The sequence below is a fragment of the Arthrobacter sp. YD2 genome, assembly GCF_030410475.1.
Lineage (GTDB): Bacteria > Actinomycetota > Actinomycetes > Actinomycetales > Micrococcaceae > Arthrobacter_B > Arthrobacter_B zhangbolii.
Map to the genome: position 1 here is coordinate 329,455 of NZ_JAUHHB010000003.1, position 25,856 is coordinate 355,310.

The 25,856-nt window shown below is 65.5% G+C and carries 24 protein-coding genes and 1 tRNA gene; 8 read left to right on the plus strand and 17 right to left on the minus strand.

What is annotated here, in order from left to right:
* Nucleotides 1–52: 52 nt before the first annotated feature.
* On the minus strand, nt 53–1,363 hold the full coding sequence (locus QWJ37_RS12495; RefSeq protein ID WP_227904564.1) for a PhoH family protein: 1,311 nt from the start codon (nt 1,361–1,363) through the stop codon (nt 53–55).
* 240 nt (nt 1,364–1,603) lie between these two features.
* Nucleotides 1,604–2,365 (minus strand): isoprenyl transferase, encoded by a 762-nt coding sequence (locus QWJ37_RS12500; protein WP_227904216.1) that lies wholly within the window; start codon nt 2,363–2,365, stop codon nt 1,604–1,606.
* Nucleotides 2,366–2,652: 287 nt separating this feature from the next.
* Between QWJ37_RS12500 and QWJ37_RS12505 the strand changes: the two genes are divergently transcribed.
* On the plus strand, nt 2,653–3,303 hold the full coding sequence (locus QWJ37_RS12505) for a hemolysin III family protein (RefSeq protein WP_227904561.1): 651 nt from the start codon (nt 2,653–2,655) through the stop codon (nt 3,301–3,303).
* A gap of 56 nt (nt 3,304–3,359) precedes the next feature.
* Here the strand turns inward: QWJ37_RS12505 and QWJ37_RS12510 are convergent, their stop codons facing one another.
* From QWJ37_RS12510 to mca, 3 genes are read right to left on the minus strand one after another with little or no spacing between them, the layout of a single operon-like run.
* The gene (locus QWJ37_RS12510) at nt 3,360–5,585 is read right to left on the minus strand and encodes a thioredoxin domain-containing protein (RefSeq protein ID WP_290245441.1); all 2,226 of its coding nucleotides are present in this window, start codon (nt 5,583–5,585) and stop codon (nt 3,360–3,362) included.
* A gap of 10 nt (nt 5,586–5,595) precedes the next feature.
* Nucleotides 5,596–5,937, minus strand: coding sequence for a hypothetical protein (locus QWJ37_RS12515; RefSeq protein ID WP_290245442.1), 342 nt, complete (start codon nt 5,935–5,937; stop codon nt 5,596–5,598).
* 50 nt (nt 5,938–5,987) lie between these two features.
* The gene (gene mca / locus QWJ37_RS12520; protein WP_227904213.1) at nt 5,988–6,899 is read right to left on the minus strand and encodes a mycothiol conjugate amidase Mca; all 912 of its coding nucleotides are present in this window, start codon (nt 6,897–6,899) and stop codon (nt 5,988–5,990) included.
* A gap of 56 nt (nt 6,900–6,955) precedes the next feature.
* Between mca and QWJ37_RS12525 the strand changes: the two genes are divergently transcribed.
* Nucleotides 6,956–7,420, plus strand: a complete 465-nt coding sequence (locus tag QWJ37_RS12525; protein ID WP_227928885.1) for a DUF4307 domain-containing protein — start codon at nt 6,956–6,958, stop codon at nt 7,418–7,420.
* A gap of 217 nt (nt 7,421–7,637) precedes the next feature.
* Entirely contained in the window at nt 7,638–8,174 is a 537-nt protein-coding gene (gene greA, locus QWJ37_RS12530; RefSeq protein WP_290245443.1) for a transcription elongation factor GreA, read from the plus strand.
* 30 nt (nt 8,175–8,204) lie between these two features.
* Here greA and QWJ37_RS12535 read toward each other — a convergent pair whose 3' ends face one another.
* From QWJ37_RS12535 to QWJ37_RS12560, 6 genes are all read right to left on the minus strand, one after another.
* Nucleotides 8,205–8,798, minus strand: a complete 594-nt coding sequence (locus tag QWJ37_RS12535; protein ID WP_290245444.1) for a rhomboid family intramembrane serine protease — start codon at nt 8,796–8,798, stop codon at nt 8,205–8,207.
* On the minus strand, nt 8,791–10,032 hold the full coding sequence (gene ilvA, locus QWJ37_RS12540; RefSeq protein WP_227904209.1) for a threonine ammonia-lyase: 1,242 nt from the start codon (nt 10,030–10,032) through the stop codon (nt 8,791–8,793). Before ilvA ends, QWJ37_RS12535 begins: the two co-directional genes overlap by 8 nt.
* Entirely contained in the window at nt 10,029–11,327 is a 1,299-nt protein-coding gene (locus QWJ37_RS12545) for an AI-2E family transporter (protein WP_227904208.1), read from the minus strand. The genes ilvA and QWJ37_RS12545 overlap by 4 nt, the downstream gene beginning before the upstream one ends.
* Nucleotides 11,328–11,375: 48 nt before the next feature.
* Entirely contained in the window at nt 11,376–12,332 is a 957-nt protein-coding gene (locus tag QWJ37_RS12550) for an aldose 1-epimerase family protein (protein WP_290245445.1), read from the minus strand.
* A 30-nt stretch (nt 12,333–12,362) separates the two neighbouring features.
* The gene (locus QWJ37_RS12555; protein ID WP_290245446.1) at nt 12,363–13,070 is read right to left on the minus strand and encodes a GAF and ANTAR domain-containing protein; all 708 of its coding nucleotides are present in this window, start codon (nt 13,068–13,070) and stop codon (nt 12,363–12,365) included.
* 277 nt (nt 13,071–13,347) lie between these two features.
* On the minus strand, nt 13,348–14,184 hold the full coding sequence (locus QWJ37_RS12560; protein ID WP_227904205.1) for a Bax inhibitor-1/YccA family protein: 837 nt from the start codon (nt 14,182–14,184) through the stop codon (nt 13,348–13,350).
* A 348-nt stretch (nt 14,185–14,532) separates the two neighbouring features.
* On the opposite strand from QWJ37_RS12560, the gene QWJ37_RS12565 reads away from it, so the two are divergent.
* From QWJ37_RS12565 to QWJ37_RS12580, 4 genes are all read left to right on the plus strand, one after another.
* Nucleotides 14,533–15,840: a branched-chain amino acid ABC transporter permease gene (locus QWJ37_RS12565; RefSeq protein ID WP_290245747.1), complete on the plus strand. Its 1,308-nt coding sequence runs from the start codon at nt 14,533–14,535 to the stop codon at nt 15,838–15,840.
* Nucleotides 15,841–15,853: 13 nt separating this feature from the next.
* Nucleotides 15,854–16,834, plus strand: a complete 981-nt coding sequence (locus QWJ37_RS12570) for a branched-chain amino acid ABC transporter permease (protein ID WP_290245447.1) — start codon at nt 15,854–15,856, stop codon at nt 16,832–16,834.
* A gap of 122 nt (nt 16,835–16,956) precedes the next feature.
* A complete protein-coding gene (locus tag QWJ37_RS12575) occupies nt 16,957–17,904 on the plus strand; it encodes an ABC transporter ATP-binding protein (RefSeq protein ID WP_290245748.1) in 948 nt (315 codons plus the stop codon).
* A complete protein-coding gene (locus tag QWJ37_RS12580) occupies nt 17,901–18,647 on the plus strand; it encodes an ABC transporter ATP-binding protein (protein ID WP_290245448.1) in 747 nt (248 codons plus the stop codon). The genes QWJ37_RS12575 and QWJ37_RS12580 overlap by 4 nt, the downstream gene beginning before the upstream one ends.
* A gap of 191 nt (nt 18,648–18,838) precedes the next feature.
* Here QWJ37_RS12580 and QWJ37_RS12585 read toward each other — a convergent pair whose 3' ends face one another.
* Complete coding sequence (locus QWJ37_RS12585) at nt 18,839–20,236, minus strand: ABC transporter substrate-binding protein (protein WP_290245449.1); 1,398 nt, start codon at nt 20,234–20,236, stop codon at nt 18,839–18,841.
* Between the two features lie 210 nt (nt 20,237–20,446).
* On the opposite strand from QWJ37_RS12585, the gene QWJ37_RS12590 reads away from it, so the two are divergent.
* A complete protein-coding gene (locus QWJ37_RS12590) occupies nt 20,447–20,986 on the plus strand; it encodes a hypothetical protein (protein WP_290245450.1) in 540 nt (179 codons plus the stop codon).
* A 119-nt stretch (nt 20,987–21,105) separates the two neighbouring features.
* Here QWJ37_RS12590 and QWJ37_RS12595 read toward each other — a convergent pair.
* From QWJ37_RS12595 to QWJ37_RS12615, 5 genes are all read right to left on the minus strand, one after another.
* Nucleotides 21,106–21,179 (minus strand) — tRNA-Leu (locus QWJ37_RS12595).
* Nucleotides 21,180–21,292: 113 nt separating this feature from the next.
* Entirely contained in the window at nt 21,293–22,678 is a 1,386-nt protein-coding gene (locus QWJ37_RS12600) for an FAD-dependent oxidoreductase (RefSeq protein WP_290245451.1), read from the minus strand.
* A 65-nt stretch (nt 22,679–22,743) separates the two neighbouring features.
* Nucleotides 22,744–24,153 carry a S8 family serine peptidase gene (locus QWJ37_RS12605; RefSeq protein ID WP_290245452.1) on the minus strand — a complete coding sequence of 470 codons (1,410 nt, stop codon included), beginning with the start codon at nt 24,151–24,153 and terminating at the stop codon, nt 22,744–22,746.
* A complete protein-coding gene (locus QWJ37_RS12610; RefSeq protein ID WP_290245453.1) occupies nt 24,150–25,133 on the minus strand; it encodes a Ppx/GppA phosphatase family protein in 984 nt (327 codons plus the stop codon). Before QWJ37_RS12610 ends, QWJ37_RS12605 begins: the two co-directional genes overlap by 4 nt.
* Nucleotides 25,130–25,816, minus strand: coding sequence for a DUF501 domain-containing protein (locus QWJ37_RS12615; protein WP_290245454.1), 687 nt, complete (start codon nt 25,814–25,816; stop codon nt 25,130–25,132). Before QWJ37_RS12615 ends, QWJ37_RS12610 begins: the two co-directional genes overlap by 4 nt.
* Nucleotides 25,817–25,856 lie beyond the last annotated feature (40 nt).

Here is a 25,856-nt window from a genome sequence, read left to right on the forward strand (position 1 = left end):
CGGGGGCCAGGGATCCGGGAAGCCTTTCCTGTGGACAACCGGCCGGGCCGGGCTAGCCGATCTGGCCCTCCTCAAGGAGTTCCGTAACCAGTGCGGCGATAGGCGAGCGCTCGGAACGGGTGAGGGTAATGTGCCCGAACAGGGGATGTCCCTTGAGTGTTTCCACCACCGCCGCGACACCGTCGTGCCGTCCCACCCGCAGGTTGTCGCGTTGGGCAACGTCGTGGGTCAGGACCACCTTGGAGTTCTGGCCGATTCGGGAGAGCACCGTCAGCAGCACGTTCTTCTCAAGCGACTGCGCCTCATCCACAATCACGAAGGAATCGTGGAGGGAACGGCCGCGGATGTGTGTCAGGGGCAGCACCTCCAGCATGCCGCGGTCCAGCACTTCCTCCACCACTTCGGGCGACACCAGCGCTTCGAGGGTGTCGAACACCGCCTGTCCCCAGGGTCCCATTTTCTCGGACTCCGATCCCGGGAGGTAGCCCAGTTCCTGGCCGCCCACGGCATACAGCGGCCGGAACACCACCACTTTGCGGTGTTCCCGGCGCTCCAGCACCGCCTCCAGCCCTGCACACAGGGCCAGGGCCGATTTCCCGGTCCCCGCCCGCCCGCCCAGCGAGACAATGCCTACCTCGCGGTCCATCAGCAGGTCGATGGCCAGGCGCTGCTCCGCCGACCGGCCATGCAGGCCGAAGACATCCCGGTCACCGCGCACGAGCCGCAGACGCTTGTCGGTTCCCACCCGGCCCAGGGCGGATCCCCGGCCGGCCATCAGGACGGTGCCGGTGTTCACCGGCAGCTCGGCAGCTTCCGGGACAAACACGGGCTGGTGTTCATACAGCAGCCCCATATCGGACTCGGAAATATCCAGCTCCGCCACTCCGGTCCAGCCGCTGTCCCGTACCAGTTCGTTGCGGTATTCGTCCGCGGCCAGGCCCATTGCCGAGGCCTTGAGCCGCATGGGCAGGTCCTTGGACACCACGGTGACGTTCCGGCCTTCATCGGCCATGCTTTTGGCGACGGCCAGGATCCGGCTGTCATTGTCGCTGCCCCGGATCCCGTCGGGGAGAACGTCGGTGGAAATGTGGTTCAGTTCCACCCGCAGCGTACCGCCGCTTGGACCGAGGGGAATGGGTGCGCTCAGCCCGCCGTGCTGCACCCGGAGATCATCAAGCAGCCGCAGGGCGTTGCGTGCGAAATACCCCAGCTCGGGGTCCTGCCGTTTGTTTTCGAGTTCGGTCACCACCACCAGGGGCAGAATGACCTCGTGTTCGGCGAACCTCAGGATGGCCCGGGGATCGGAAAGCAGCACCGAAGTGTCCAGGACGTAGCTGGCCCGATCCGTATCGGTGCCGGAGATGGGAGCCGGAGATGCCGCGGCCCATCCGTGGGGAATTTCTTCTGACTGCCTTCTTGCGTCCTCGTGGGGCACGTGGAACTCCCGTCAGGGGCCACCCCCGGCAGCCCCGGTCGCTGGATGCAGTGCTGCCGGAGCGCACAACTCGCCCGGCAGCTGCGAACGGCCGGCACCGGGCGCGGCCGATAAGCACCAAAGTACGCCCGCAACGGCCGTCACCGCAGCAGGACACGGTCCCGAATCTCAGGAACCGAAGCGCCGCTGCCGGCTCGCGTAGTCGCGCAGGGCGCGCAGGAAGTCCACGCGACGAAAGTCCGGCCAGAGCGCCTCACAGAAGTAAAACTCGCTGTAGGCGCTCTGCCACATCAGGAAACCGGACAGGCGCTGCTCTCCGGAGGTCCTGATAACCAGTTCCGGGTCCGGCTGGCCGCGGGTGTAGAGGTATTCGGAGATCCGTTCATCACAGATTTCCTCGGTCACGTCCGCGATCCCCTTGCCCTGGGCTTCGGCGTCGCGGAGCAGTTCCTTAACCGCGTCCACGATTTCGCGGCGCCCGCCGTAGCCGATCGCCACGTTGACGTGCAGTCCCTCGGCATCGGCAGTGCTTTCCCCGAGGCCGGTGAGCTGCTTGGCCAGGTTCTGCGGCAGGATCTCCAGCGCCCCCACGGGCTGGACCCGCAGATCACCCTTTTCGGCCAGCCGGTCCATGGTGTTGCCGATGATGTTCAGCAGGGGTTCAAGCTCATCCGCGTCCCGGTTCAAGTTGTCGGTGGAGAGCATGTACAGGGTGACGGTGCGTACCCCCAGTTCCTCGCACCAGCCCAGGAACTCCAGTATCTTGTCCGCACCGGCCTGGTGTCCGTCGCTTGTGGGTGCACCCGCCAGCTTGGCCCAGCGCCTGTTTCCGTCCACCATCACGCCGATATGCTGGGGAATACGGTCTCCGCTCAGGGACCGCCTGAGCTTGCGTTCATAGAAGGCATAGACGACTCCGGGGAATCTCATAGTCTGCCTCACCTGCCTCAGGTCGGGAGCGGAACCGGAGGGGCCGCAAGGGCGGCTCCGTCTTTGTCCGAAGTGGAAAAATCTTCTCCTAGGCTACCGCTAGCTTGTCCCCTGGTTGCGCCGGGAAGGGGTGCGGCTCAGCTACCCAACCGTAAGTTACCGGATCGTAGGTTAGAATTTCCGTTATGGATTCGTCACCATCGTCCGCCCGGACTCCCGGCATTCCCGCCCAGCACGATCCGGAGTCCCGGACCACTCCCGGCCCGCTTGAAAGCGCCGTTGAAACCGTGGCTGCAGAGCTGGAAATCAAACCCCGTCTGCGCGGCTGGCTGCATGCCGGCGCGGCCCCCCTGGCATTGGCAGCGGGAATTGTCCTGGTGGTCCTCTCCCCCACCGCCGGTACCCGGATTGCCTCGGCCATCTATGCCCTGACCGGTGTCCTGCTGTTCGGCACCAGTGCTGTCTACCACCGCGGAAACTGGTCGCCGAAGGTCAAGGTGGTGCTCAAGCGGCTGGACCACACCAACATCATGCTGGTTATTGCCGGCTCCTACACACCGCTGGCATGGTCACTGCTGCCACGGGACAGCGCGGTGACCCTGCTGTGGATCATCTGGACGGGCGCGCTTCTTGGTGTCGCCTTCCGGCTCCTGTGGCTGCACGCCCCGCGCTGGCTGTACACCCCCGTCTACATTGCGCTGGGCTGCGCCGCGCTCTTTTATATTCCGGAGTTCTACGGGGTCAATCCGACCGCCGCAGTGCTGATCTGCGTGGGTGGTGCCATGTACATTGCCGGCGCAGTCATCTACGCCATGAAACGGCCCAACCCCTCAGTGGAGTGGTTCGGTTTCCATGAGATCTTCCATGCCTTTACGCTGGCCGGTTTCACCGCCCACTACATTGCCATCCTGCTGGCCGTGCTCTCGGTCGGCGGCTAGGCGCCAGCCGACCGCCCCCCAAAAAAACACACAGCTGCTCAGCACAGGGACCGGGCTCAGCGCAGGGACTGGAACTGCGCAGTGAGTTCAGCCGGGTCGGATACCGGCCGGCTGCACACCATTCCCTGGCACAGGTACGCCAGCGCCCCGCCGTCGGGTGCCTGCCGGTTCCGGAGCAGCGGCACGCGGGATTCGTCCCCGGCACCCGCGCCGAAGGCCATCACGACGCCGGGGCCTCCCGCTGCACGCCCGGCCCGCAGCAGCCGGTCAACTGCTGCTTCATCGGTTCCGCAGACGGCCAGTTCGAGGGGTCCCTCCAGCGCCTGGGCCAGGACGGACATGGCCCAGCCTCCGGCCCGCGGTGCCCGCGCCGCCACCAACTGCACATGGGCCAGAAGGGATTCTGCCAGGGCCCGGTGCCGGCTCGAGCCGGAGTACGCCGCATATGTCACCAGCACTCCGGCGAACAAGGCCGTGCCGCTGGGAGCCGGCCCGTCCAACGGGTCTGCCGCGGCGAGGGAACCCTGCGCGGCTGCGAGCTGGACTGTTGGTACGGCGGTGTCCTGCAGCACGCCGTCCACAATGAACCGTCGCTCCGCCGCCAGGACCAGTTCCTCGGCAGCGAGATACCAGCGTTCCTCCCCCGTGGCGGCGAAAAGGGCGAAAAGCCCCTCTGCCACCCCGGCATAATCCTCCAGCAGTCCTTCGAAGCCTGCCGCAGCACCATCATGGGAAACCCGCAGCAGTACGCCGTCACGGTAGTGGACGCGCAGCAAATAGCCGGCGGCGTCCCGGGCCAGGTCAAGCAGCCGGGCGGCTGCCTCGGCTCCGCCCTCCGTAGCGCCGCCAGCCATGGCACCGTTGTCTCCGCCGTCGCCGTCATCGCCCCCATCGCCGGAACCGCCGCCGGAGGAACCGGCATCGGCAATGGCCAGTGCGGCATCAGCCAGCCCCGCCACCGCTAGCCCGTTCCAGCCCGCCACCACCTTGTCATCGCGGTCGGGCTGTGGCCGGAGGTTCCGCGCAGCCAGCAGTGCCGGACGCAGCCGGAGCCAGAGACTTTCCTGCTCCGGATCCAACCGGCGGCCGAAATGCAGTGTCGAGCCTCCCTCGGGCATGGCTCCGGTCTCCAGGTCCAGGAGCGAGAGCAGGGCGTCTGCTTCCGTGTCCGGCACGGCGGCGGAAGCCAACGCCGAGCGGAGCTGATCGCCGGTCCACACGTAGGTGGCGCCTTCGCGCCGTCGGCCGTCCACTACTGTGTCAGCGTCCAGCGAGGAGGCAAAGCCGCCGCCGTCCACGCGCAGCCTCTGCGAGAGCCACCGGGCGGTATCGGTGCAGACGCGCAGCGCCAGGCTGCGCTGTTCCCCGGTGGCGGCCGTCCTGCTCCAGTGCGCATAGAGCCGCAGCAGCTGCGCATTGTCGTAGAGCATTTTCTCGAAGTGCGGGACGGCCCAGGCCCGATCCACGGTGTAGCGGGCAAAGCCGCCTTCCAGCTGGTCATACAGCGCGCTGCGCGCCATGGTTTCCAGTGTGCGGCCGGCTATTCCGGCTGCGGTGCCTGCTGCGGGTGCGTTGCCTGAACCGTAGCCGAGCAGGAACTTCAGCAGGGGCGACGGCGGGAATTTCGGTGCGCCGCCCAGCCCGCCAAACCGGACGTCCTCCTGTTCAGCGACTTCTTCAACCGCCGTCGCCAGGACCTCCCCCGACAGAACTGTCCGGGGCACTGCGCCGGCGTTGTCCGTATTCAGGTCCAGCGCCCCCACGAGCCTCCGGTTCCCGTGCTGCGCCGAGGCAAGGTGCTCCGCAATCTGCGCTGCGCTGGCGGCTACCTCGTCCGGGCGGTCCCGCCAGGCCGTGGACACCGCTTCCAGAACCTGCCGGAAGGAGGGCGTCCCCTGCATCTGCCGGGGCGGGAAGTAGGTACCGGCATAGAAGGTCCGGCCGTCCGGAAGCGTGAACACGCTCATGGGCCATCCGCCCTGGCCGGTTAGCGCCTGGGTGGCTGCCATGTACACGGCATCGACGTCGGGCCGCTCCTCGCGGTCCACCTTCACCGGGACGAAGTTCTCATTGAGGTACCGTGCGGTGGCGGCGTCCTCGAAGGACTCGTGCGCCATCACGTGGCACCAGTGGCAGGCGGCATAACCTACCGAAATGAAAACCGGTACGCTGCGGCGCCGGGCTTCGGCAAAGGCTTCATCCCCGAACGGCCACCAGTCCACCGGGTTGTCCGCGTGCTGGCGCAGATAGGCCGATGCCTGGTCCCTCAGTCGCTCGGCCATGGCTGATCCGCTACCGCGGGAAGGTGTTTCCGGTGTCGGAGGGCTCCCCGGCAGCGGGGGCGTCCGGGGAAGGAACGCTTCCGGGCGCTGATTTTGCTCCGTCGACGGATTCACCGGGTGCCTGCATACCGGCTTCGCGTTCCGCCAGAGCCTGTGCGGCCTGCTCACGGTAACGCACCCGGCGGATGCGCTTGGTCATGTCGCGGATCAGGAAAATGATCGCGAGGGCCAAAACCAGGGTGAAGATGAAGCCCAGCAGGCCCGGTGTGACATCTTTTTCATCGACCCCCGGGGCGAGGGTGGAGTCCGGAGCCGGGGTGACGGCAAGAGCCAGGCTGTACAGGAAGTTCACGGTATATCTCTCTCTTAGCCAGGGCGGCGGCGGAACAGTGTTCCCAAGCTCTATCGTATGCCAGCAAACAGGTCTGTCTCAGGGAGGACGGTTTCCACCCGGGACTCAATCAGGGAGTAATCCTCCCAGGGCCAGACCTCGCGCTGCATCTGGGGGCTGACGGCAAAGAAGAAGCCTTCCGGGTCCACCTGGGTCCGATGGCTGCGCAGTGCTTCGTCACGGGCCTCGAAAAAATCTCCGCATTCAACCTGCGTGGTGGTGGGGTGCAGCGGGGCCGGCGGCTGGTGGCCCTCGGTATCCGCTTCCTGCCAGGCGGCGAGCCGCTCGGCGTACGGGGACTGCAGCCCGGCCGCTTCGAGGGCAACGTGCAGGGCACGGAACCGCTCCGGGTTGAAGGCGCGGTCATAGTAGAGCTTCAGGGGTTCCCAGGCTTCGCCGGTGCCCTTGTATCGTTCCGGGTCGCCGGCGGCGGAGAAGGCTTCCACCGCGACCTTGTGCGCCATGATGTGGTCCGGGTGCGGATAGCCGCCGTTCTCGTCATAGCTGACAATGACGTGCGGGCGGAACTCCCGGACGAGCTTCACCAGGGGCGCAGCCGCGCGTTCCAAAGGCTGCAGGGCGAAGCAGCCAAAGGGAAGCTCCGGCAGCGGGTCACCTTCGGGAAGGCCGGAATCCGCGAAGCCCAGCCAGCGGTGCCGGATGCCCAGCGCGGCCCTGGCTGCCTCCATTTCCCGCCGGCGGAGTCCGGCGAGGTCCCGCTTGCCGGCCGGGTCATCAGCGGCTCCGGGGTTCAGGATGGACCCCTGCTCGCCGCCGGTGCAGGTAGCCACCATGACGTCGACGCCGGCCGCGGCGTAGGCAGCCATCATGGCAGCTCCCTTGCTGGCCTCGTCGTCCGGATGGGCATGCACGGCGAGCAGGCGCAGCTCGGTCCGGGATTCGGTGCTTTCGCGGGCAGACAAGGCAACTCCTGAGATCAGCGGAACGGGGCAATGAATACGGCGGCTAAAATAGGCGTGTGAGCACTTCGGAAGGTCAACCCGAGACAACGGCACCCCAGCAGCCGGACGCTTCTGCGTCCGAGTCCAGATTAGCCAATCGCTACGGCGCCCCCAAGCGGAGCGTGCCGCGGCGTGCCCGCATTATCGGGGCCGGTGTGGCCGTGGCCGCTGCGGTGGTCGCCGTCGCGGTCTACAGCATCCCCAGCTCCGCAGGAACCGTGAGCTTCAAGGATGTCGGCTTCAGCTTCCCGGAGGAGGGCATGGCCACGGTCGAGTTCAACGTCGACAAATCCGAAGGAAGCACCGCTGCCTGCGCCGTCCAGGTGCTCAATGAAAGCTATGCCATTGTGGGCTGGAAAACCGTGGTTCTGGGCCCCGAGGTGCCTGAAACGAGCACACAGAACATCAGCGTCCGTATCGATTCCCCTGCTGTCACGGGCGGTGTGAACACCTGCTGGATCGTCCCGGAGGATGAGGCCTGAGACCCGTTTGCCTACATGGCCCGGCGTATTGGGTTAAACCCGCCGGGCCACTAGTATGGAGAGCACGACATGCCCCGCCCAGGTGTCCGGCTATGCTCTGGTGAACTTCCCGCTGGAAGTCGCAGAAGGGTTTCAGAGATGGAACTCACAGAGCAGTCCGGTCCCGCACGGCGGGGTCTTTGCTTGTCAGGCCAATCCGGCCGGCGGGCGTTCAGCCATGCCGGACCAACAGGTGGTCCGGACGTTACATAAGGAGATACCCGTGTCAACCAACAGCGCATCTGTCGCCTGGCTCACGCAGGAGTCTTACGACCGCTTGAAGACGGAACTCGAGCACCTCTCCGGCCCCGGGCGGACAGAGATTGTTGCCCGCATCGAGCAGGCGCGCTCGGAGGGAGACCTCAAGGAAAACGGCGGCTACCACGCTGCCAAGGAGGAACAGGGCAAGGCTGAGGCCCGTATCCGGCAGCTCACCCAGCTCCTTGAGAACGCGCATGTTGGTGAATCCCCCGAGGACAACGGGGTTGTTGAGCCCGGCATGCTGGTGGAAGCGCGCGTTGCCGGAGACGTGGAAACCTTCCTGCTGGGCAGCCGTGAAATTGCCGGCGACAGCACTATCGACGTGTACAGCGAAAAGTCTCCCCTTGGCGCATCCATTTCCGGTCTGAAGGCCGGGGACAGCACCACCTACACTGCACCGAACGGCAAGAGCATCTCCGTGGAGATCATCTCCGCCAAGCCGTACGCCGGCTAATACCAGCTGCACTTTCCAAAAGCGGGCCTTCTACCGGAGGGCCCGCTTTTGCGTACGGGTCTCCGGGCTGCCGCGCAGCACCAGCGCCGCAATCACGCCACCGGCTGCCCCGAACAGATGCGCCTGCCAGGAGACGCCAAGCTCGGTGGGGAAAAGCCCCCAGAGGATTGAACCGTAGACCAGGAACAGCACCGCACTGAGCAGGATCTGCGCAATGTTCCGGTTATAGAAGCCCCGGACCATCAGGTACGCAAACAGGCCGAACACCACGCCGGAGACACCCACCGTCAGTCCGCTGCCGAAGAGCCAGACGCCAATTCCGGAGGCAAGCCAGGAGATGGCCAGCACCGCTGCGAACCGCCGCACCCCTTCCAGCAGGACAAGGAAGGAGAACACCATCAGCGGCACGGTGTTGCCCAGGAGGTGGGACGGACCGGCATGGAGCAGCGGCGCGAAGACCACGCCGTCGATCCCTTCGAGCTGCCGCGGCAGAATGCCCAGCAGCCGAAACAGGACCGGGGCGAACAGCGCAGTCAGCAGGTACACCAGCCACAGGATCCCGGCAAAGGCTACGGAACCGGCGAGAGCCGTTTTGGCCCGTTGCGCCAGCAGCGGCTTATCCATGGATGACTACGGGTTGGAAGCCGTCGGCCCGGAGGTTCTTCAACACGAGCTCGCAGTGCTCATGGCCCTTGGTTTCCATGTTGATGGTGATGGCAACATCTCCCATGCTGATGGATCCTCCTACCCTTGTATGGTCCACCCCGGTAACGTTCGCATCCGATTCAGCGATAATCCGCGAGATGGTTGCCAGGGATCCCGGGCGGTCATCCAGCAGGATGCGGACCACCAGAAAACGTCCGGCAGCGGCCAGGCCCCGCTGGATGACCTTCAGCATCAGCATCGGGTCGATATTGCCGCCGGAGAGGATCACGGCCGTGGTGCCGGGGTTCTCGATCTTCCCGTCCATCAGGGCAGCCACCCCCACCGCGCCGGCGGGTTCCACGACCATCTTGGCACGCTCCAGCAGGAAAATCAGTGCCCTGGCCAGGGAATCCTCGCTGACGGTCACGACATCATCAACCAGTTCCCGGATGATCGAAAAGGGCAGCTGGCCGGGACGTCCGACGGCGATGCCGTCGGCAATCGTGGAGACCCGGGTCAGCGGTACCAGCGCATCCGCTGCCAGCGACGGCGGATAGGCCGCCGCGTTTTCCGCCTGCACCCCGATGATGCGGATTTCCCGGCCCAGTTCCCTGGCCCGGGCCTTGAGGGCGACGGCGACTCCGGCCAGCAGTCCGCCGCCGCCGACACCCATCAGCACCGTGTCCAGGTCCGGGACCTGTTCGAGCAGTTCCAGGCCGATGGTGCCCTGACCTGCAACCACGTCCACGTTGTCGAACGGGTGCACAAAAACGGCGCCGGTCTCGTCGGCATACCGCTGGGCTTCGGCCAGGGCCTCGTCCACGGTGTGCCCGTGCAGGATGACTTCCGCGCCGTGCCCCCGGGTGGCGGCGAGTTTGGGCAGCGCGACGCCCAGCGGCATGTAGATCCGGGCAGTGATGCCCAGCCGCGCCGCCGCCACCGCCACACCTTGGGCGTGGTTACCGGCAGAAGCCGCAACCACACCCCTGTCCTTCTCGGAGGGGGAAAGTTTGGCCATGCGCACATACGCACCCCGCACTTTAAAGGAACCGGCGCGCTGCAGGTTCTCGCATTTGAAGTAAACGGGGGAACCGGTTTCGCGTGCCAGCGCCCGGGACATTTCCACGGGGGTATGGGCAATAACGCCGTCAAGCAGCTTCGCGGCCGCCTGGATATCGTCGAGGGTTACGGGAAGGTTCGGCAGGTCTGTCAAGGTGTGGGGTCTTCCTGTGTGTCCGTCGCATCAGCGTTTGTTTTATCCCGGCTGCTGTCCCCGGATCCCTCCGGGCTGCTGTTTTCCGGTTGGGGCGCAGGATCATCGTCCTGCCCGTTCCCCGGGTCGGGGTCCCTCCCCCGGTCCCCGAAGACTCTGTCCTCCCGCAAACCGGGATCGGTTTCCCAGCCGCGGGCGGCGATATACCGCACCATGGTGTTCAGGATGGCCAGCAGCGGAACCGAGAACAGGGCACCCGGGACGCCGGCGGACAGTGTTCCGCCGGTCACCGCAAGGATCACTGCGAGCGGATGCAGGGAGACTGCCCGGCCCATAATGAACGGCTGCAGGATGTGGGACTCAAGCTGCTGGACCACCAAAACGATGCCCAGCATAAACAGTGCATTGACCCACCCGTTGGCCACCAGGGCCAGCAGGACTGCCACGAAACCGGTAAGGAAGGCACCGATGAGCGGGACGAAGGATCCCAGGAAGACAAGCACTGAGAGCGGCAGCGCCAACGGCACTCCGATGAGCGCAGCTCCTCCGCCGATGCCGATGGCGTCGATGAGTGCCACCACCACCTGCACGCGGACGTAGTTCACCATGGATTCCCAGCCATGGATCCCGGCGCCGTAAGCGGCGGGCCGGGCCCGCCGGGGAAGCAGCCCGGCAGTGAACCGCCAGATCCGGCGCCCGTCCAGCAGGAAGAACACCAGCGCAAACAGGGTCAGCAAAATGCCGGCGGCGAAGTGGCCCGCACTGCTGCCGACACTCAGGGCACCGGAGAGGATGTTGGCCGAATTCTGCTGCAGGGCGGTGGTTGCTTCCTCGAACAGCGAGTCCATCTGCCCGGCACTGATGTTCAGCGGACCGGAGGACAGCCAGTCCTGGACCTGCCGGACCCCTTCCTGCGTTTCTCCCCACAGATCCCGGAATCCGAGGGCCAGCTGCCGGCCCACCAGCGCCAGTGCTGCGGTAATGAGCCCCAGGAAGGCCACGATGGTGACGGCAACCGACAATCCGCCGGGAAGCCTGTTGCGCCGGAGCCAGTTTGATACCGGTGAGAGCAGGCCAGCCAGCAGGGCAGCGATCATCAGCGGGATGATCAGCAGCGAGAAATGGCTGAGAACCCAGACCAGTCCTGCTCCTACAATCAGGACAACACCCAGGCGCCAGGCCCATGCCGCGCTGACGCGCAGGGCGAAGGGAACATCATCGCCGTTACGTCCGGGGGCCGTCGCTGCCGCCTGCAGCACACGGGGCGCCGCGGAACGGTGTGCGTAGGGTTTCATTGGGCCATCTTTCCACACGGAACCCTGCCGGGAGCGGAGTTTACGCACCTAGACTCCGCTGTTACCGGAGTGGGGCCCGTCGGTTCCGAGGTCGGCATGGACACCCCACTCGGCGGTGAAGGTATCACCCGGTTCAAGCCATACCAGGCCCTCGCCGGAATTCAGGGCGTTGGCCGGCGCGGTCATCGGTTCCAGCGCCACCGCACGGGCCTGTCCGGGATACTTATCGGTGACGAATACGTGAACGTATCCGCATTCAGGCCCGGACCACAGACTCACCGAGCGGCCGTCCGGTGCCGTCAGGGTGTGGCGGTAGACACCGTCGCCGGTCGGTTCAAGGTCCGTGTAGGCGCTGTCCAGCTCCAGGTCGCCCACGGGGGTGCCGTGGTTCAGGTCCGAGGCCCCGGAGGCAGGCCGCCGGCCGTTGGGGATCAGCCGCTCATCAACGGTCAGCACTGTGCGGGCTCGCACCGTGAGTATGAGCTCTTCCGTGGGGACGTCCCCGAGGCGCAGGAAAGGGTGGGCGCCCAGGGCCACGGGGGCCTCGGCTGACCCGATGTTGGTCAGGCTCTGCCGGACCCGCAGGCCTCCGGCCTCCCCCAGGCTGTACCCGGCGCGGTGGAGCAGGTGGAACGGATACCCGTGCTGGGGGAAAATTTCTGCCTGCAGCACTACGGCGCCTGGTTCCCGGTCCTGCAGGACGTACCCGGTGTTGCGCAGCAGGCCATGGCTTGCATGCCCGCGGGACGGTTCGGTGATGTCCAGCTGCTGGGGTTCCCCGGCGAGCGTCCACCGGCCGTCGGCCACGCGGTTGGGCCAGGGCGCCAGCAGGATACCGCTGGCCGACGGCGGAATACTGCTGTCGGGGTAGGTCTGCACGAGGTCCGTGCCACCCAGGGTATATCGGCGCAGTGCCCCGCCCAACGAACCGATAACGGCACGGGCGATGCCCCGGCTGATCTCATATTGAGCACCGGTAGCGGGTACCGGTTCCGTTAGGTCCATGCCCTCAAGGTTACCCGCGGAGGCCGGTGATTACTCGTCAAAGTGGGTATTGACGCGGTCGCTGACAGCCGAAACCACACCGGCTGCCACATTGCGGATTTTGATGTTCCTCGTGTTGGAGACGCTCCGCAGGATGTCGATGGCTGCCTGCTGGCTGCAGCCGTTCTGCCCCATGATGATTCCCGCTGCCAGGTCCACCACCGTGCGTGATTCCAGGGCAGCCTGCAGGTTGGCGGCCCGGTGCGCCCGGGCGTCCAGCAGGAGCGCGAGGCGGAGCACTTTCGCAGTTTCGGCAGCATGTTCCTTCGCACGTTCGGTTTCCCTTTCGTCGAAAAGGCCCGGACGGTCGGAATAGCAGCTGAGCGCTCCCCGGTTGCCGTGCAGCGGCAGCACAACAGCGGACCGCAGCCCGGCCGCCGCGGCCCCGGTACCGGGCCACTGCTGATCGGCGGCGAGGTCCCGGATAACGACGCCGGGCCCCCCGCCCAGCACGGTGTCACCGGGGCTTCCGGCCCCGTACTCGAGGTCCGGCGCCGGGCCGGACAGCCCGAGGCTGGGTGCGGACAGGCGGGGCCGGCGGATGCGTTCCACGGCTATCGAGCAGCCCCCGGGTGCCGCCAGGCCGAGCCGTTGCGCGGAGATCTCCGCGGCTGCGGCAAGGAAGCCTTCCAGTTCGGGTTCCAGGAGCAGCGCGTCGAGGAGTTCCTCGTACACGGTTTGCCGGACGTTTTCGGCCACTGAAGACTCCTTATCCAGCCCGGCACTCCTCACGGCAGTATCAGCACAACGCACCGCAGCGGTCCTGCCCGGCTGCTCCCCATGCGGAGATTATCCCCGCGACGGCAATGCTATGTCCGGGGCCCGGGGGCTGCCAGAGTACCCTGTCTCTTTGACTCCCCAAGTCCCCGGATTGTCTGCCGGCTCCGGTCAGAACCCACAAAAAGCGGAAGGACCGCAGGCATGATGCCTGCGGTCCTTCGTTCACAGCCGGATGTCCGTCCTGCTGCTGTTGCGTTTAGTCGTCGCCCCTGAGGATGGCCAGCAGGCGGATGATTTCCACGTACAGCCAGACCAGGGTCACGGTGAGCCCGAAGGCAGCGGTCCAGGAGTAGCGCTCGGGGGCGCCGGCCTTGACACCCTGCTCGATCGAGGTGAAGTCCATGATCAGGGAGAAGGCTGCCAGGCCGATGGCCAGCACGCCGATGAAGACGCCCATCGGAATGCCGAAGAGTTCCACGCCGCGAAGACCCCACGGGTCCTGCACGCCGCCGAAGATCATCAGGCCAACGTTGATCAGCGAGAAGACGGCGTAGCCGATGATCGCGATCATGAAGAAACGTACTGCCTTGGGTGTGGCGCGTACCTTGCCGCTGCGGAACAGCACCAGGGTCACCGCGAAGACGGCGAGGGTGCCCAGCACGGCCTGCAGGCCGACGCCGGGGTACATTGCGTCAAGGACAGCAGTCAGGCCGCCGAGGAACATGCCTTCAAGGAAGGCGTAGGCCAGGATGAGTCCCGGAACGGGCTCGCGCTTGAAGGAGTTCACCAGGCCCAGCACAAAGCCGCCCAGTGCGCCCAGGATCATCAGGCCGGTGGCCATGCCGGGCAGCACGAATACGGGAACCGCAGCACCCACCAGCACGACGGCGAGGCAGAATACCGTCTTCATGATGACGTCGTCGTACGTCATCCGGCCCATGTCCGAGGCCTTGGCCGAGGGGGCCGTATAAAGATCCTGCAGCTGCTGGGGCGTCATGTAGTTGTTATCCGTTGCCACCGAACCCCGGGCTGCGCCCTGGGTCTGGGAACGGAAGTTCTTTCCGTTGAATACCGGATTTCCGCCAAGTGCCATTGAAATATGTCCTCCATCTGGGGGGCTGTTTCAGCCCAGCCTACCAATGCCAACGAACGGATGCGGCGGCGGATTCCCGCAGAAACAGTGGATCCGGTAACGGTTTGGTACAGAACGGCTGCACCGGGACCTGCAGCCTTGCCTCCCCGGCAACAAAGTCGTTACCCGATCGCGACATTCGGGCGGAGTGAAACGTCACTGCCGGAAACAATCAGTGGGTAGCATGTTCCCCAATCGGTGACCTGTGTCACATCTACCCGTCTGCCAGTACCGGACCAACGGTGCCGCAGCCCTGCGTGGAGGTTTTGGAATTTGCTAAGAACATCGGCGCTGACCCGGTATCTGGGGATGCTGGCGGCGGTGGTAGCGATGTTTGCTGCCCTGCTGCTCGCAGCACCTGCCGCTTCCGCAACAACAGCCACGCCATCGGACGGAGCTTCAGCTCCTGCCTCCGGCACGGGCGCCACAGACGGCGCCGAATTTGCCGACCGCATCAGCGGTGTCGTCCGGAACCAGGGCACTCCCATAGAAGGGGTGAAGATCACTGCCACCGGCAACGGCTACGAAGGCGAAGTGGTCACCGGAGCCAACGGATCCTGGTCCATCGGCGTCCCCGAACAGGGCGCGTATGAGGTGGAGCTGGACGAGTCCACCCTGCCCGACGGCGTCGAGCTTGCGGAGGGTCAGCAGAACCCCCGCACGGTGACCTTTGCAGGCACCACCAACATCACTACGCTCTTCCTTCTCGGTGAGGGCATTGTGCTCCAGGAGGAGAGCTTCGCCTCGCTGCTCACCGAGCGTGCGGTGGCCGGCCTGAGTTTCGGACTGCTGCTGGCGCTGAGCGCCGTCGGCCTGTCCCTGATCTTCGGCACCACCGGGCTGACCAACTTTGCGCACGGTGAAATGGTGACTCTGGGAGCCGTGCTGGCCTTCGGGTTTGCGGCACTGGGGCTGCCGGTCTGGGTGGCTCTCCCACTCGCGGTGGCCGGCGGTGCCGCGTTCGGCTACGCGCAGGACGCCGGTATCTGGAAACCGCTGCGGCGGCGCGGCACCGGCCTGGTCCCCATGATGATTGTCAGCATCGGCCTCGCAGTGGCGGTCCGCTACACCGTCCTGTTCTTCTTCGGCGGCGGCACCAAGCAGCTGCCCGGCGCCCAAAGCCCCATCCTTGAGCTGGGCCCGATCTCCATTCCCCGGAACACGCTGGTCTCACTGATCGTCTCCCTGGCCGTCATCCTGGTGGTGGCGCTGCTGCTGCTTCGCACCCGGATCGGCAAGGCCACCCGCGCGGTGGCCGACAACCCGGCACTGGCCGCGGCATCCGGCATCGATGTGGACGCCGTCATCCGGCTGGTGTGGGTCATCGGAGGTGCCCTGGCAGCCATGGGCGGCATCCTGTGGGCGTACTACCGCCCCGGCGTCTCGTTCAACATGGGCCAGCAGATCCTGCTGCTGATCTTCGCCGGCGTCACGCTCGGCGGACTCGGGACCGTGTTCGGCGCCCTGATCGGGTCAATCCTGGTCGGTCTTTTCGTGGAAATCTCCACTCTTTGGCTGGAGGCGGACCTTAAATACGTGGGCGCCCTGGTCATCATGATTCTTGTCCTGCTGGTCCGGCCGCAGGGACTCCTCGGCCGCCGCGAGCGCATAGGTTAGGGGCTTAGTTCAGATGGATTTCAGCAACATTCTTCTCGGCGCGCTGAACGAAATAATCAGCCCCACCACGGCCGCGTACGCCCTGGCCGCCCTCGGCCTGGCCGTGCACTTCGGCTACACCGGCCTCCTGAACTTCGGCCAGGCCGGATTCATGGCCATCGGAGCCTACGGCTTCGCCATTCCCATCCTCTCCTTCAATGCCCCGCTGCCTCTGGCACTGCTGATTGCCCTGCTGAGTTCGGTGGTGTTCGCGGTCATCCTGGGCATACCTACCCTGCGCCTGCGGGCCGACTATCTGGCGATCGTCACCATTGCCGCGGCGGAGATTGTCCGGTACGTCGTGACCACAAACTCCATGACGCCCGTCACCGGGTCCGCCAACGGACTGGCAGCCTTCACCGGCAGTTTCTACGCCCTCAACCCGGTTCCCCCGGGCAGCTACAACATGGGTCCCTTCGCCATGAACGAGCGCGATGTCTGGATCCGGCTCGTTGCCTGGTTCCTGGTCATCGTGGCCTGCCTCCTGGTGTGGCTGCTGATCCGCAGCCCGTGGGGACGGGTAGTGAAGGGAATCCGCGAAGATGAGAACGCCGTCCGCGCCCTCGGTAAAAACGTCTACGCCTACAAGATGCAGGCGCTGATCATCGGCGGCCTGCTCGGCAGCCTGGCCGGCATCATCTTCACCCTCCCCCGGGACGCCGTACAGCCGGCCAACTACGGTACGGAACTGACCTTCTACCTGTACACCGCCCTGCTGCTGGGCGGCATGTCCACCGTGCTGGGTCCGGTCATCGGGTCCATGATCTTCTGGGCCATTCTTTCGCTCACCCAGGGCGTGCTCTACGGTGCCATTGAATCCGGGTACATCACCTTCATCACCACGTCCCAGGCAGGACAGATCCGGTACATCCTGGTGGGTGTGGCACTGATGCTGCTGATGATCTTCAGACCCCAGGGCATCCTCGGAAACAAGAAGGAGCTGGCATTCGCATGAGCCACCAGGCAAACGAACCCCAAACGCCTGTACGGGCCAAGGGCGCCCATGCCGCGTCCCCGGCCGGGGCGCCGGCGGCCACGGAGGCCGGCACCCCGCAGGCAGGCGGCGTCAACGAGTACATGAGCGACACTCGCCCCATAGCCGTCGGAGACATCGGACCCGGCTGCAGCAAACGCGATCCCATCCTGGTGGCGAAGAATGTGACCCGGACCTACGGCGGAATCAATGCCGTGGACGTGGAACATGTTGAAATCCCGCGCCACAAGATCACTGCCCTGATCGGCCCCAACGGTGCCGGCAAAACCACCCTCTTTAACCTGCTGACCGGTTTCGATACACCGCAGTCCGGTGAGTGGCAGTTTGAGGGAAAGGGCCTCGCCGGGGTATCCGCGTACAAAGTGGCCCGCCTGGGCATGGTGCGCACCTTCCAGCTGACCAAGGTCATGGGCAAGCTCACCGTCATCGAGAACATGCGCCTGGGCGCTGCATCGCAGCCCGGGGAATCCCTCTGGCGGGCACTGCTGCCGCCGCTGTGGCGCAGCCGGGAACGTGAAATCACCGAACAGGCAGATATCCTGCTGGCCAAGTTCAAGCTGGATACCAAGCGCAGCGACTATGCCGCCTCGCTCTCCGGCGGGCAGCGCAAGCTGCTGGAGATGGCACGGGCACTAATGGTCCGGCCCAAGCTGGTGATGCTGGACGAACCCATGGCCGGCGTGAACCCGGCCCTGACCCAGTCCCTGCTGGACCACATCAAGAACCTGAAGGCGGAGGGTATGACCGTGCTGTTCGTGGAACACGACATGCACATGGTCCGGCACATCGCTGACTGGGTGGTGGTCATGGCCGAAGGCAAGGTCGTGGCCGAAGGTCCGCCCGAAGACGTGATGAAGGACCAGGCCGTCATTGACGCGTACCTGGGCGCCCATCACGACGTCGACCTCGCGGATTCCGAAGGCTTCGAGAAACTCGAGGCGGAACTGGAGCACGACGCCGAGTCCTCGGTGGGCATGGAACCTGACGGCGTGGTCGGCAGGCGGATTGACGAACGGAAGGAACAGGCATGACCGGCGAGGCATTCGACGGAGAATCCGTTGTGAAGGTAACCGACCTGGTAGCCGGCTACATTCCGGGAGTGAACATTCTCAACGGCTGCAGTATCGAGGCACGCCGGGGAGAACTCATCGGGATCATCGGCCCCAACGGCGCCGGCAAGTCCACTCTTCTGAAAGCCATGTTCGGGCTGGTGAAGGTGCATTCCGGAACCGTGGTGGTCCGCGGCCAGGACCTTACCGGGCTCAAGGCGAATAAACTGGTGAGCCGCGGTGTTGGTTTCGTTCCGCAGAACAACAACGTCTTCCCCTCCCTCACCATCGAAGAGAACCTGCAGATGGGCGTGTACCAGGCACCCAGGACTTTCAAGGACCGCTTCGAATTTGTCTCCGAGGTTTTCCCCGAACTCCGCAAGCGCCGTGCCCAGCGGGCCGGGTCGCTCTCCGGTGGCGAACGCCAGATGGTCGCCATGGGCCGGGCTCTGATGATGGATCCGGCAGTGCTGCTGCTGGATGAGCCGTCCGCCGGCCTCTCCCCCGTCAAGCAGGACGAAGCGTTTCTGCGGGTGCATGAAATCAACCGGGCCGGCGTGTCGGTGATCATGGTGGAGCAGAATGCCCGCCGCTGCCTGCAGATCTGTGACCGCGCCTATGTCCTGGATCAGGGCAAGGACGCCTACACGGGCACGGGACGGGAACTGATGAAGGACCCCAAGGTTATCCAGCTTTACCTGGGCACACTGGCAGACACCGCCTGACCGCCTTCCGGCTTCCGGGAAGCAGCCGGGGCACCCCCGGGCCCCGGGCACCCGCCGGGGCCCGGAGCGGGCCGTCGGACGGCTTTCCATCCCCGCCCCACCGGGTTCCCGCTCTGGCCGCGCCATTCGGAACAACCGGCATAAAGAAAGCCCCTGCCGATTCGGCAGGGGCTTTCTTTATGTTGCTCGTGCTAGAGCTTGCCCGCTTCGGAGCGGCTCGGCTGCGGCACATTGTCGCCGTCGTACTGGTAGATACCAATGAACGCTTCCGTGGGGTCGCCGTTCTCATCGAAGGTGATCGGTCCGGAGTAACCGTCGTAGTCAACGTCTCCGCCGTCACGCAGGATGGTCACGCAGCCCGCGAAGTCGTAGCACTTCTCGCCTTCGCCTGACACGCTCTGCAGCTCGGCGGCTACTGCCTTGCCGTCCGTGCTGCCGGCGGCCTCCGCTGCCAGCGCCAGGAGGGTGACTGCATCATAGCTTTCACCGGCGTAGGACCAGTCCTTCAGCGCCGGATCAACCGCAAGCAGGGACTCCTTGAAGTTCTCCGAGGCGAAGGTTCCGGGAATGGTGCCCTGTGCCCCTTCGAGGGTTCCGGCGTCCAGGTCCTTGCTGTAGTCAGACGTGTTTCCATCCACGAAGAACAGCTGGCTGGGGTCGATACCCTTGGCGGTCAGCAGCGGCACAATGCTCTTGGCCTGGTCAAAGCTGATCACCACAATGGCGTCCGGCTTTGCGGCCACAACCGAGTCGACCTGGCTGCTGAACTGGGAGTCGCCTTCGTTGAACATTTCCTCGGCCACTATCTGGCCGCCGGCCTCTTCAACGGAGGTTTTCACATTGCTCTGCAGGCCCGTACCGTAGGCGTCATTGAGCACGATCATGCCTACGGTCTGTGCGCCGCAGGACATGATGTAGTTGCCAAGGATCCGCCCCTGGAGGACATCCGAGGGAGCGGTGCGCCAGTACAGTCCGTTGTCATCCCAGGTGGAGAAATCCGGCGACGTGTTGGCAGGGGAGAACTGGATAACGCCGGCACCGGTGATGTTGCCGATGACCGTCTTGGACACACCCGATGAGGCGGCTCCGACGACGGCGCTGACACCCTGGCTGAGCAAATCGTTGACCGACTGCGTGGCGATATCCGTTGTGGTGTCACCCGAATCGCGGTGGACCACCTCTACCGGCTTGCCAAGGACGCCGCCGGCTTCATTGATTTCCTCGATGGCTACGTTCACGCCGGCGATTTCGGGCGGGCCGAGGTAGGCCAGGGAGCCCGTGGTAGGCAGCAGGGACCCGATCTTCAGCGGTGTCTCGGTGGTCCCTGTGGAAGCCGGTACGGCCGCCGGATCTCCCTTGGCACCCGGGTCCTCCCCCGTACCGCCTTGGCTTTCGGGGCAGGTCAGAACGGACGCTACCGCTTCGGTCTCGTTACCCGAGCCCGAAGTTTCTTCTGCGGAGGAATCTGGTCCTCCGCCACTGCAGCCGCTGGCAAACAGGGCAAGACCCAAACCGAGGGCGGCAATCCTGGCGGTGCGGGCATAGCCTTCACCCACCCCAAGACGGCCTGCATTTCGTAGTGCAGTCATAAAAGTTATCTCCCCGATCGAAAGGCGGGTGCCTTTGATGCGAATACCAGGTGTTCCTGATTAGAAGAAAAGCTAGTTGAACATTGTGACGAATATAAGAGTTTGGGGTTACAGCCTTGTAACGCTCGTCACATTACGGCTTATCCACCCTTGCCCGTTTGTGCCTTGCGGACCTATATGATGGCCGTATTACGTTCTCTTGGGGGAAAAATGCACGTTCCGCACCTGGCCACCGCTGTATCCGCACTTCCGCTGGCAGCCCTGTTGCTGCTTGGCCCGGCAGGTCAGGCGCAGGCACTTGAATGCGGCCCCGGCCTCGCTCCCGCCGTGGTGAACGGCACCCAAATCTGCGCTCCCACGCAGTACAGCCCGGGCGACGCAGCGCCGTCCTACAATCCCGGCGAGAGCTACTACAACCCCGAGACCGGCGAATACCACGAGGCCGTTCCGGCAGTCCCCATTCCGGCGGAACCTTCCGCGGCACCCGCACCGGTGCCGACCACTGCGGCGCCGGAACCGGCAACACCTGCCCCCGCCCCCGCTCCTGCCGGTGGGCCGGAGCCGGCACCCGCCCCCGTTGTCACGCCGTCGCCCAGTACCACCACCAGCTCCACGCCAACGCCGTCACCCGAGTCAGCGGATACGGAACGTACCTCGCTGGTGCTGCCCGCCGTAGCGGCAGTGGTGATTCTGGGACTGTTGGCCGGCACGCTCCTGCTCAGGCACCGCAACCGCCGCTCACGCGGCTAGGTCAGGGTCCGGGCTCCACCGACGCGTCATCCCGGCCGCTGCTGCCCTCCCGGCGCACATACAGGCGCCTGGGACGGGGCAGCGGATACGGCGCGGTGGCATGCCTGTACGGAACGGAGTACCCCAGGTCGGACTCGAACCGACAACACACCGATTTTAAGTCGGTTGCCTCTGCCAATTGGGCTACTGGGGCGCGGCTTTACGCCTTCCCAAGCCTACTGGAAAGCCCGGGACGGCAGGAAACACAGGAACGGCGGCCCTCCCGCAGGAGAAGCCGCCGTTCCTGTGTTTTGACTAGGAAGAACCCTAGGCCTTCGCCGCCGGCTTCTTAGCCGGCGTTGCAGCTTCCTCGAAGCCGCGGCGCGGGTGCTTCAGGTTGCGGATGTCCGTCAGGTCGCGACCGTAGGCCACGTTCAGCAGCCAACCGGAGACCACACGGAACTTGCGCTCGAACATCGGCATGGCCAGGCCGTGGTAGCCGCGGTGGGCCAGCCAGGCCGGGAAGCCCTTCATGCCGAAGCCCATGATGTTGGCAACGCCCTTGTACTGGCCCAGGCCGGCAACGGCACCAAGGCTCTTGTGGTTGTATTCCTCGACGCTGCCGACGCCGTAGCGGGCGGCCATGATGTTCTTGGCCAGCAGCTTGGCCTGGCGGACGGCGTGCTGTGCGTTCGGAACGCAGAACCCGCCAACGCCGCCGCCGGAGAGGTCGGGAACGGCGGAAACGTCGCCGGCAGCCCAGGCACCGTCGATGGGGCCGTCGTCGCCGGTGATCCGCAGTTCGGGATTGGCGCGGACGCGGCCGCGCTCGTCGATCGGGAAGTCGGTGCCGCGAACCATCGGGTTGGCCTGCACACCTGCGGTCCAGATCAGCGTATCCGTGCCGAATTCTCCGGCCGGGGACTTATCCGCCATGTTGATGAGCTTCAGCAGGCCACCTTCGGCGGAGGCCAGCGAGGTGTTAAGCAGTACCTCGATGCCACGCGCACGCATGCTGGACACAACCCACTCGGCCTGGTCCGGCTTGACCTCGGGCATAACCCGGCCCATGGCCTCGATCAGGACAAAGCGGAGGTCTTCCTGCCGGACCCGGTCATTGAGGCGGACCGCGTCGCGGGCCATGTCCTCAAGTTCGGTCAGGGTTTCGATGCCGGCAAAGCCGCCGCCGACGACGACGAACGTCAGGGCCCGCTCGCGCTCTGCGCCTGCGGGCATCAGCGATGCGGTTTCAATGCGCTCGAGGACGTGGTTGCGGGTGGCCACGGCTTCTTCAATGCTCTTCATACCGATGCCGGCCTCGGCGAGGCCCGGGATCGGGAAGGTGCGGGTGATCGAACCGGCGGCCAAGACTACGTCCTGGTAAGGCAGCTCGAACGGTTCGCTGCCGTCGCCCGGTTCAATGGTGGCGGTACGGGCAGCATGGTTGATGGAAGTTACCTTGCCGGTGATCAGCTCGGTGTTCTTCAAGTGCATGCGGTGGGATACAACGGCGTCGCGGGCTTCAATGGTGCCTGCGGCTACCTCGGGAAGGAAGGGCTGGTACGTCATGTACGGCAGCGGGTCCACTACCGTAACAATGCCGCCCTGTGCCTTGACCTTCTTCTGGAGATCCTTGGCTACATACAGACCGACGTAACCACCGCCGACCACCAGAACGCGGGGACGATCAGAAAACTGTTTGTTCGATGCCATACCCCTCATCCTACCCGACTTTGTGAAAGTCTTCACGAACTATTAACCCGTGCCGGTCCGGCGTGTCAGCGGATCCCGGCCTCGTCCAATTGCCCGGTTTCCGGGCTCTCCACCGGTGCTTTCGCCGCATCCCGTTTCCGGACCCGGGTGACGTGAATGGTTCCCGCCGCCAGCACCAGGACAAGCAGGGCGCCAGAGCCCAGTACCACTGTGGCGGGAAGGTTATCGTTTTCCACTGCCGGTTCAGCCGCCACAGGTACGGTGGGCTCGGGCAGGTCCGGGACCGTGGGCGCCGGAATATCCGCAGCACCGGGAGCCTCTGCGACCCGCCGGTGGACCCGGATCCATTCCTCGATGGTGCCCAGGGGGTTGGTGGTCACGGAAGCCACGTCCGCGTTCACGGCAGCGTTGGCGTCGAGGATGCCGTACCCGTAGATGGTGTCCGTCCCCGGAGCCCCGGCGTCGCGAGCCGTGCTGACGATTCGATTGACAACGTCAGCTGCGCTCAGCTCCGGATGGGCCGAACGGATCAGCGCGGCGACGCCGGCAACCAGCGGTGCCGCACCGGAGGTGCCCTCCCAGCCCGCGTACCGCGAGGTGCCCTCCGGCAGTCCGCCAATCAGGTCTTCGGACGGGGCTGCCACACCGATGCTGATGCCCTCGGAGGACGAATCATAGCTGGCTTCACCGTCGCGGTTCAGGCCGGCAACAGTGAGCACGCCGGGAATGGTGGCCGGGGCGCCCACCTGCACCATGCCGACTCCCCGGTTGCCCGCGGCAGCCACAATCACTACGTCATTCTGCTCGGCGTACAGGAAGGCGTCATCCCAGCTTTCCGGCCAGGCGGTGGAGGTGCTGCCCAGAGACATGTTGATGACCTTGGCTCCGCTGTCCACTGCCCAGCGGACGGCGTTGGGGATCTGTGTATCGATCGGAATGCCGCCGGGGTTGGTCCCGCCGATCCAGGCAGACACGGCGAGGATTTCCGCTTCGGGGGCCACCCCGATGATTCCGTCGGGCCTGTCGGCGTCGCTGTCCTTTTTCTCCTCGTCCTTGTCGCCGTCCTTCTTCTCCCCGTCTTTCTTCTTGTCCTCGGGTGCTTCATGGCCCCGACCCGCGAGCAGGGTGGCTACCAGAGTGCCGTGTTCGGGCGTGCTGCCAAGACCTTTGGTGCCGTCCGGGTCACCGGCTCCGGAGACGTCGACGCCGCCGCTGACGGCGCCGGCCAGGTCGGGATGGGTGGCATCCACACCGGTGTCGATGACGGCGACCTTCACCCCCGCGCCCTTGCTGGTCTTCCATGCTTCGGTGATGCCGTAGTCGGCCAGCCAGTACTGTTTGTCCCGCCATTCATCGGCCTGTGCCGGTGCCGGTACCAGGAGTGGCAGTGCTACGGCAGCACAAAGCGCTGCCGCAGCTATTCGAAGGCGTGCCGCCGGCGTGCGGCCGTTCAGGGCGGCGTCGGTGTTTCTCATTCGGCTACGCTCAGGGCGATGCCGTCAAGGATGTCGTGTTCGCTGGTCACGGCCGAAGCTACCCGCCCGTCGGTGAGCTCATCCACCCGGTCCACGATGGTGCGCCAGATCAGGGCGCCTGCCCCGATGACATCCACCCGGCCCGGGTGCATGTAGGGCAGGGCGGCACGTGCGGCGCGGTCCTGCCGGAGCAGGTCATCGGCTGCCTGGTCGATCTGCTCGCGGGTCAGTTCGGTCCCGTGGATGGCCTCCGGGGAGTACTCGGGCAGGTGGAGTGCGGCGGCGGTGACGGTGGTGATGGTTCCGGCCACGCCCACCAACCGGTCGGTGTCGGCCAGCGGAACCGATGCCAGCGCCTGCGCGATCATGTCCAGGATGTCCGCCCGGGCCACGGTGATCTCGGCTTCGGTGGGCGGATCGGAGCGCAGATGGCGTTCCGTGAAACGGACGCAGCCCATATCGGTGCTTTTGGCTGCAAGCACACCGGTGGAGTCGCCCAGGACAAATTCGGTGCTGCCTCCGCCCAGGTCCACCACCAGTGTTTTGACGCCGTTGGTTTCGGCGAAGACGCTGGCGGCTCCGGTGAAGGAAAGCGCAGCTTCCTCGTCACCGCTGATCACCTCGGGTTCCACCCCAAGCCGTTCGCGGATGCCGTCAATAAATTCCTGCCGGTTCTCGGCATCACGGCTGGCTGAGGTCGCCACAAACCTGATCCGCGTTGCCCCGTGCTCACTGATCAGGGCCGCGTACTCATCTGCCGCAGCGAAGGTCCGTTCCAGAGCCTCGGGAGCCAGCCGGCCCGTGGCGTCTACGCCCTGGCCGAGCCGGTTCACGCGCATCAGGCGCACCACATCGGTGAGCCGGGCGCTGCCGTGCGCGTCCCGGGCCACATCCGCAATGAGGAGCCGGATGGAATTCGTACCGCAGTCAACAGCCGCCACCCGCACTGCGGTGCCGTTCTCCCGGTCCTGAGCTGTCACAGTTCCCCCTTGGTTGATGCGGCGTCGTCGGCGGTTCCGGCCTGGGCTTCGCCACCCCGGCGTGCCGCTTTTTTGTGTTCCAGTTCTTCCGGGCTCAGGCCCTGGGTTTTCGTATGCCGGCTCAGGTCCCGGGCAGGAGCCGGAGCAGCGGTGTCCCAGGCGCCGTCGCAGTAGCAGCGGTCCCGCGTCCACCATTCGGTGATGGCGTCCAGGGCTTCGTCACCCAGCGGATTTACACCGGGGCCGGCAGCCAGTGAATGACCGACCAAAACGTGCAGGCACTTGACCCGGTTGGGCATCCCGCCGGCGGAAACGCCGTCGATCTCCGGGACGGGTCCGGTGCCGGTACGTTCACCGATTTCGTTCCGGACCTGCAGGTAGCTTTCGTGGGCCTGCCGGTAACGCTCCGCCAGCTCCGGGTCTTCCTCCAGCCGGCGCGTCATCTCCGTCATCAGGCCTGCCGCTTCGAGCCGCGAGACGGCCGCCGTGATCACCGGGTGCGTCAGGTAGTAGGTGGTGGGGAACGGAATGCCGTTGCTCAGCCGGGGGGCGGTGGTGGCCACCAGCGGGTTGCCGCAGACACAGCGGGCGCCGATTTCGACGACGTCGCGCACCGGCCGGCCGAGCTGCCGGCTCAGCGTTTCCAGGTCTTCCTGGGTGGGGGTGAGCTGGTCCTGGGTCATGCAGGTGGTTCCTTCCGTGGGGGCCTGCGCGGCCCCGGGC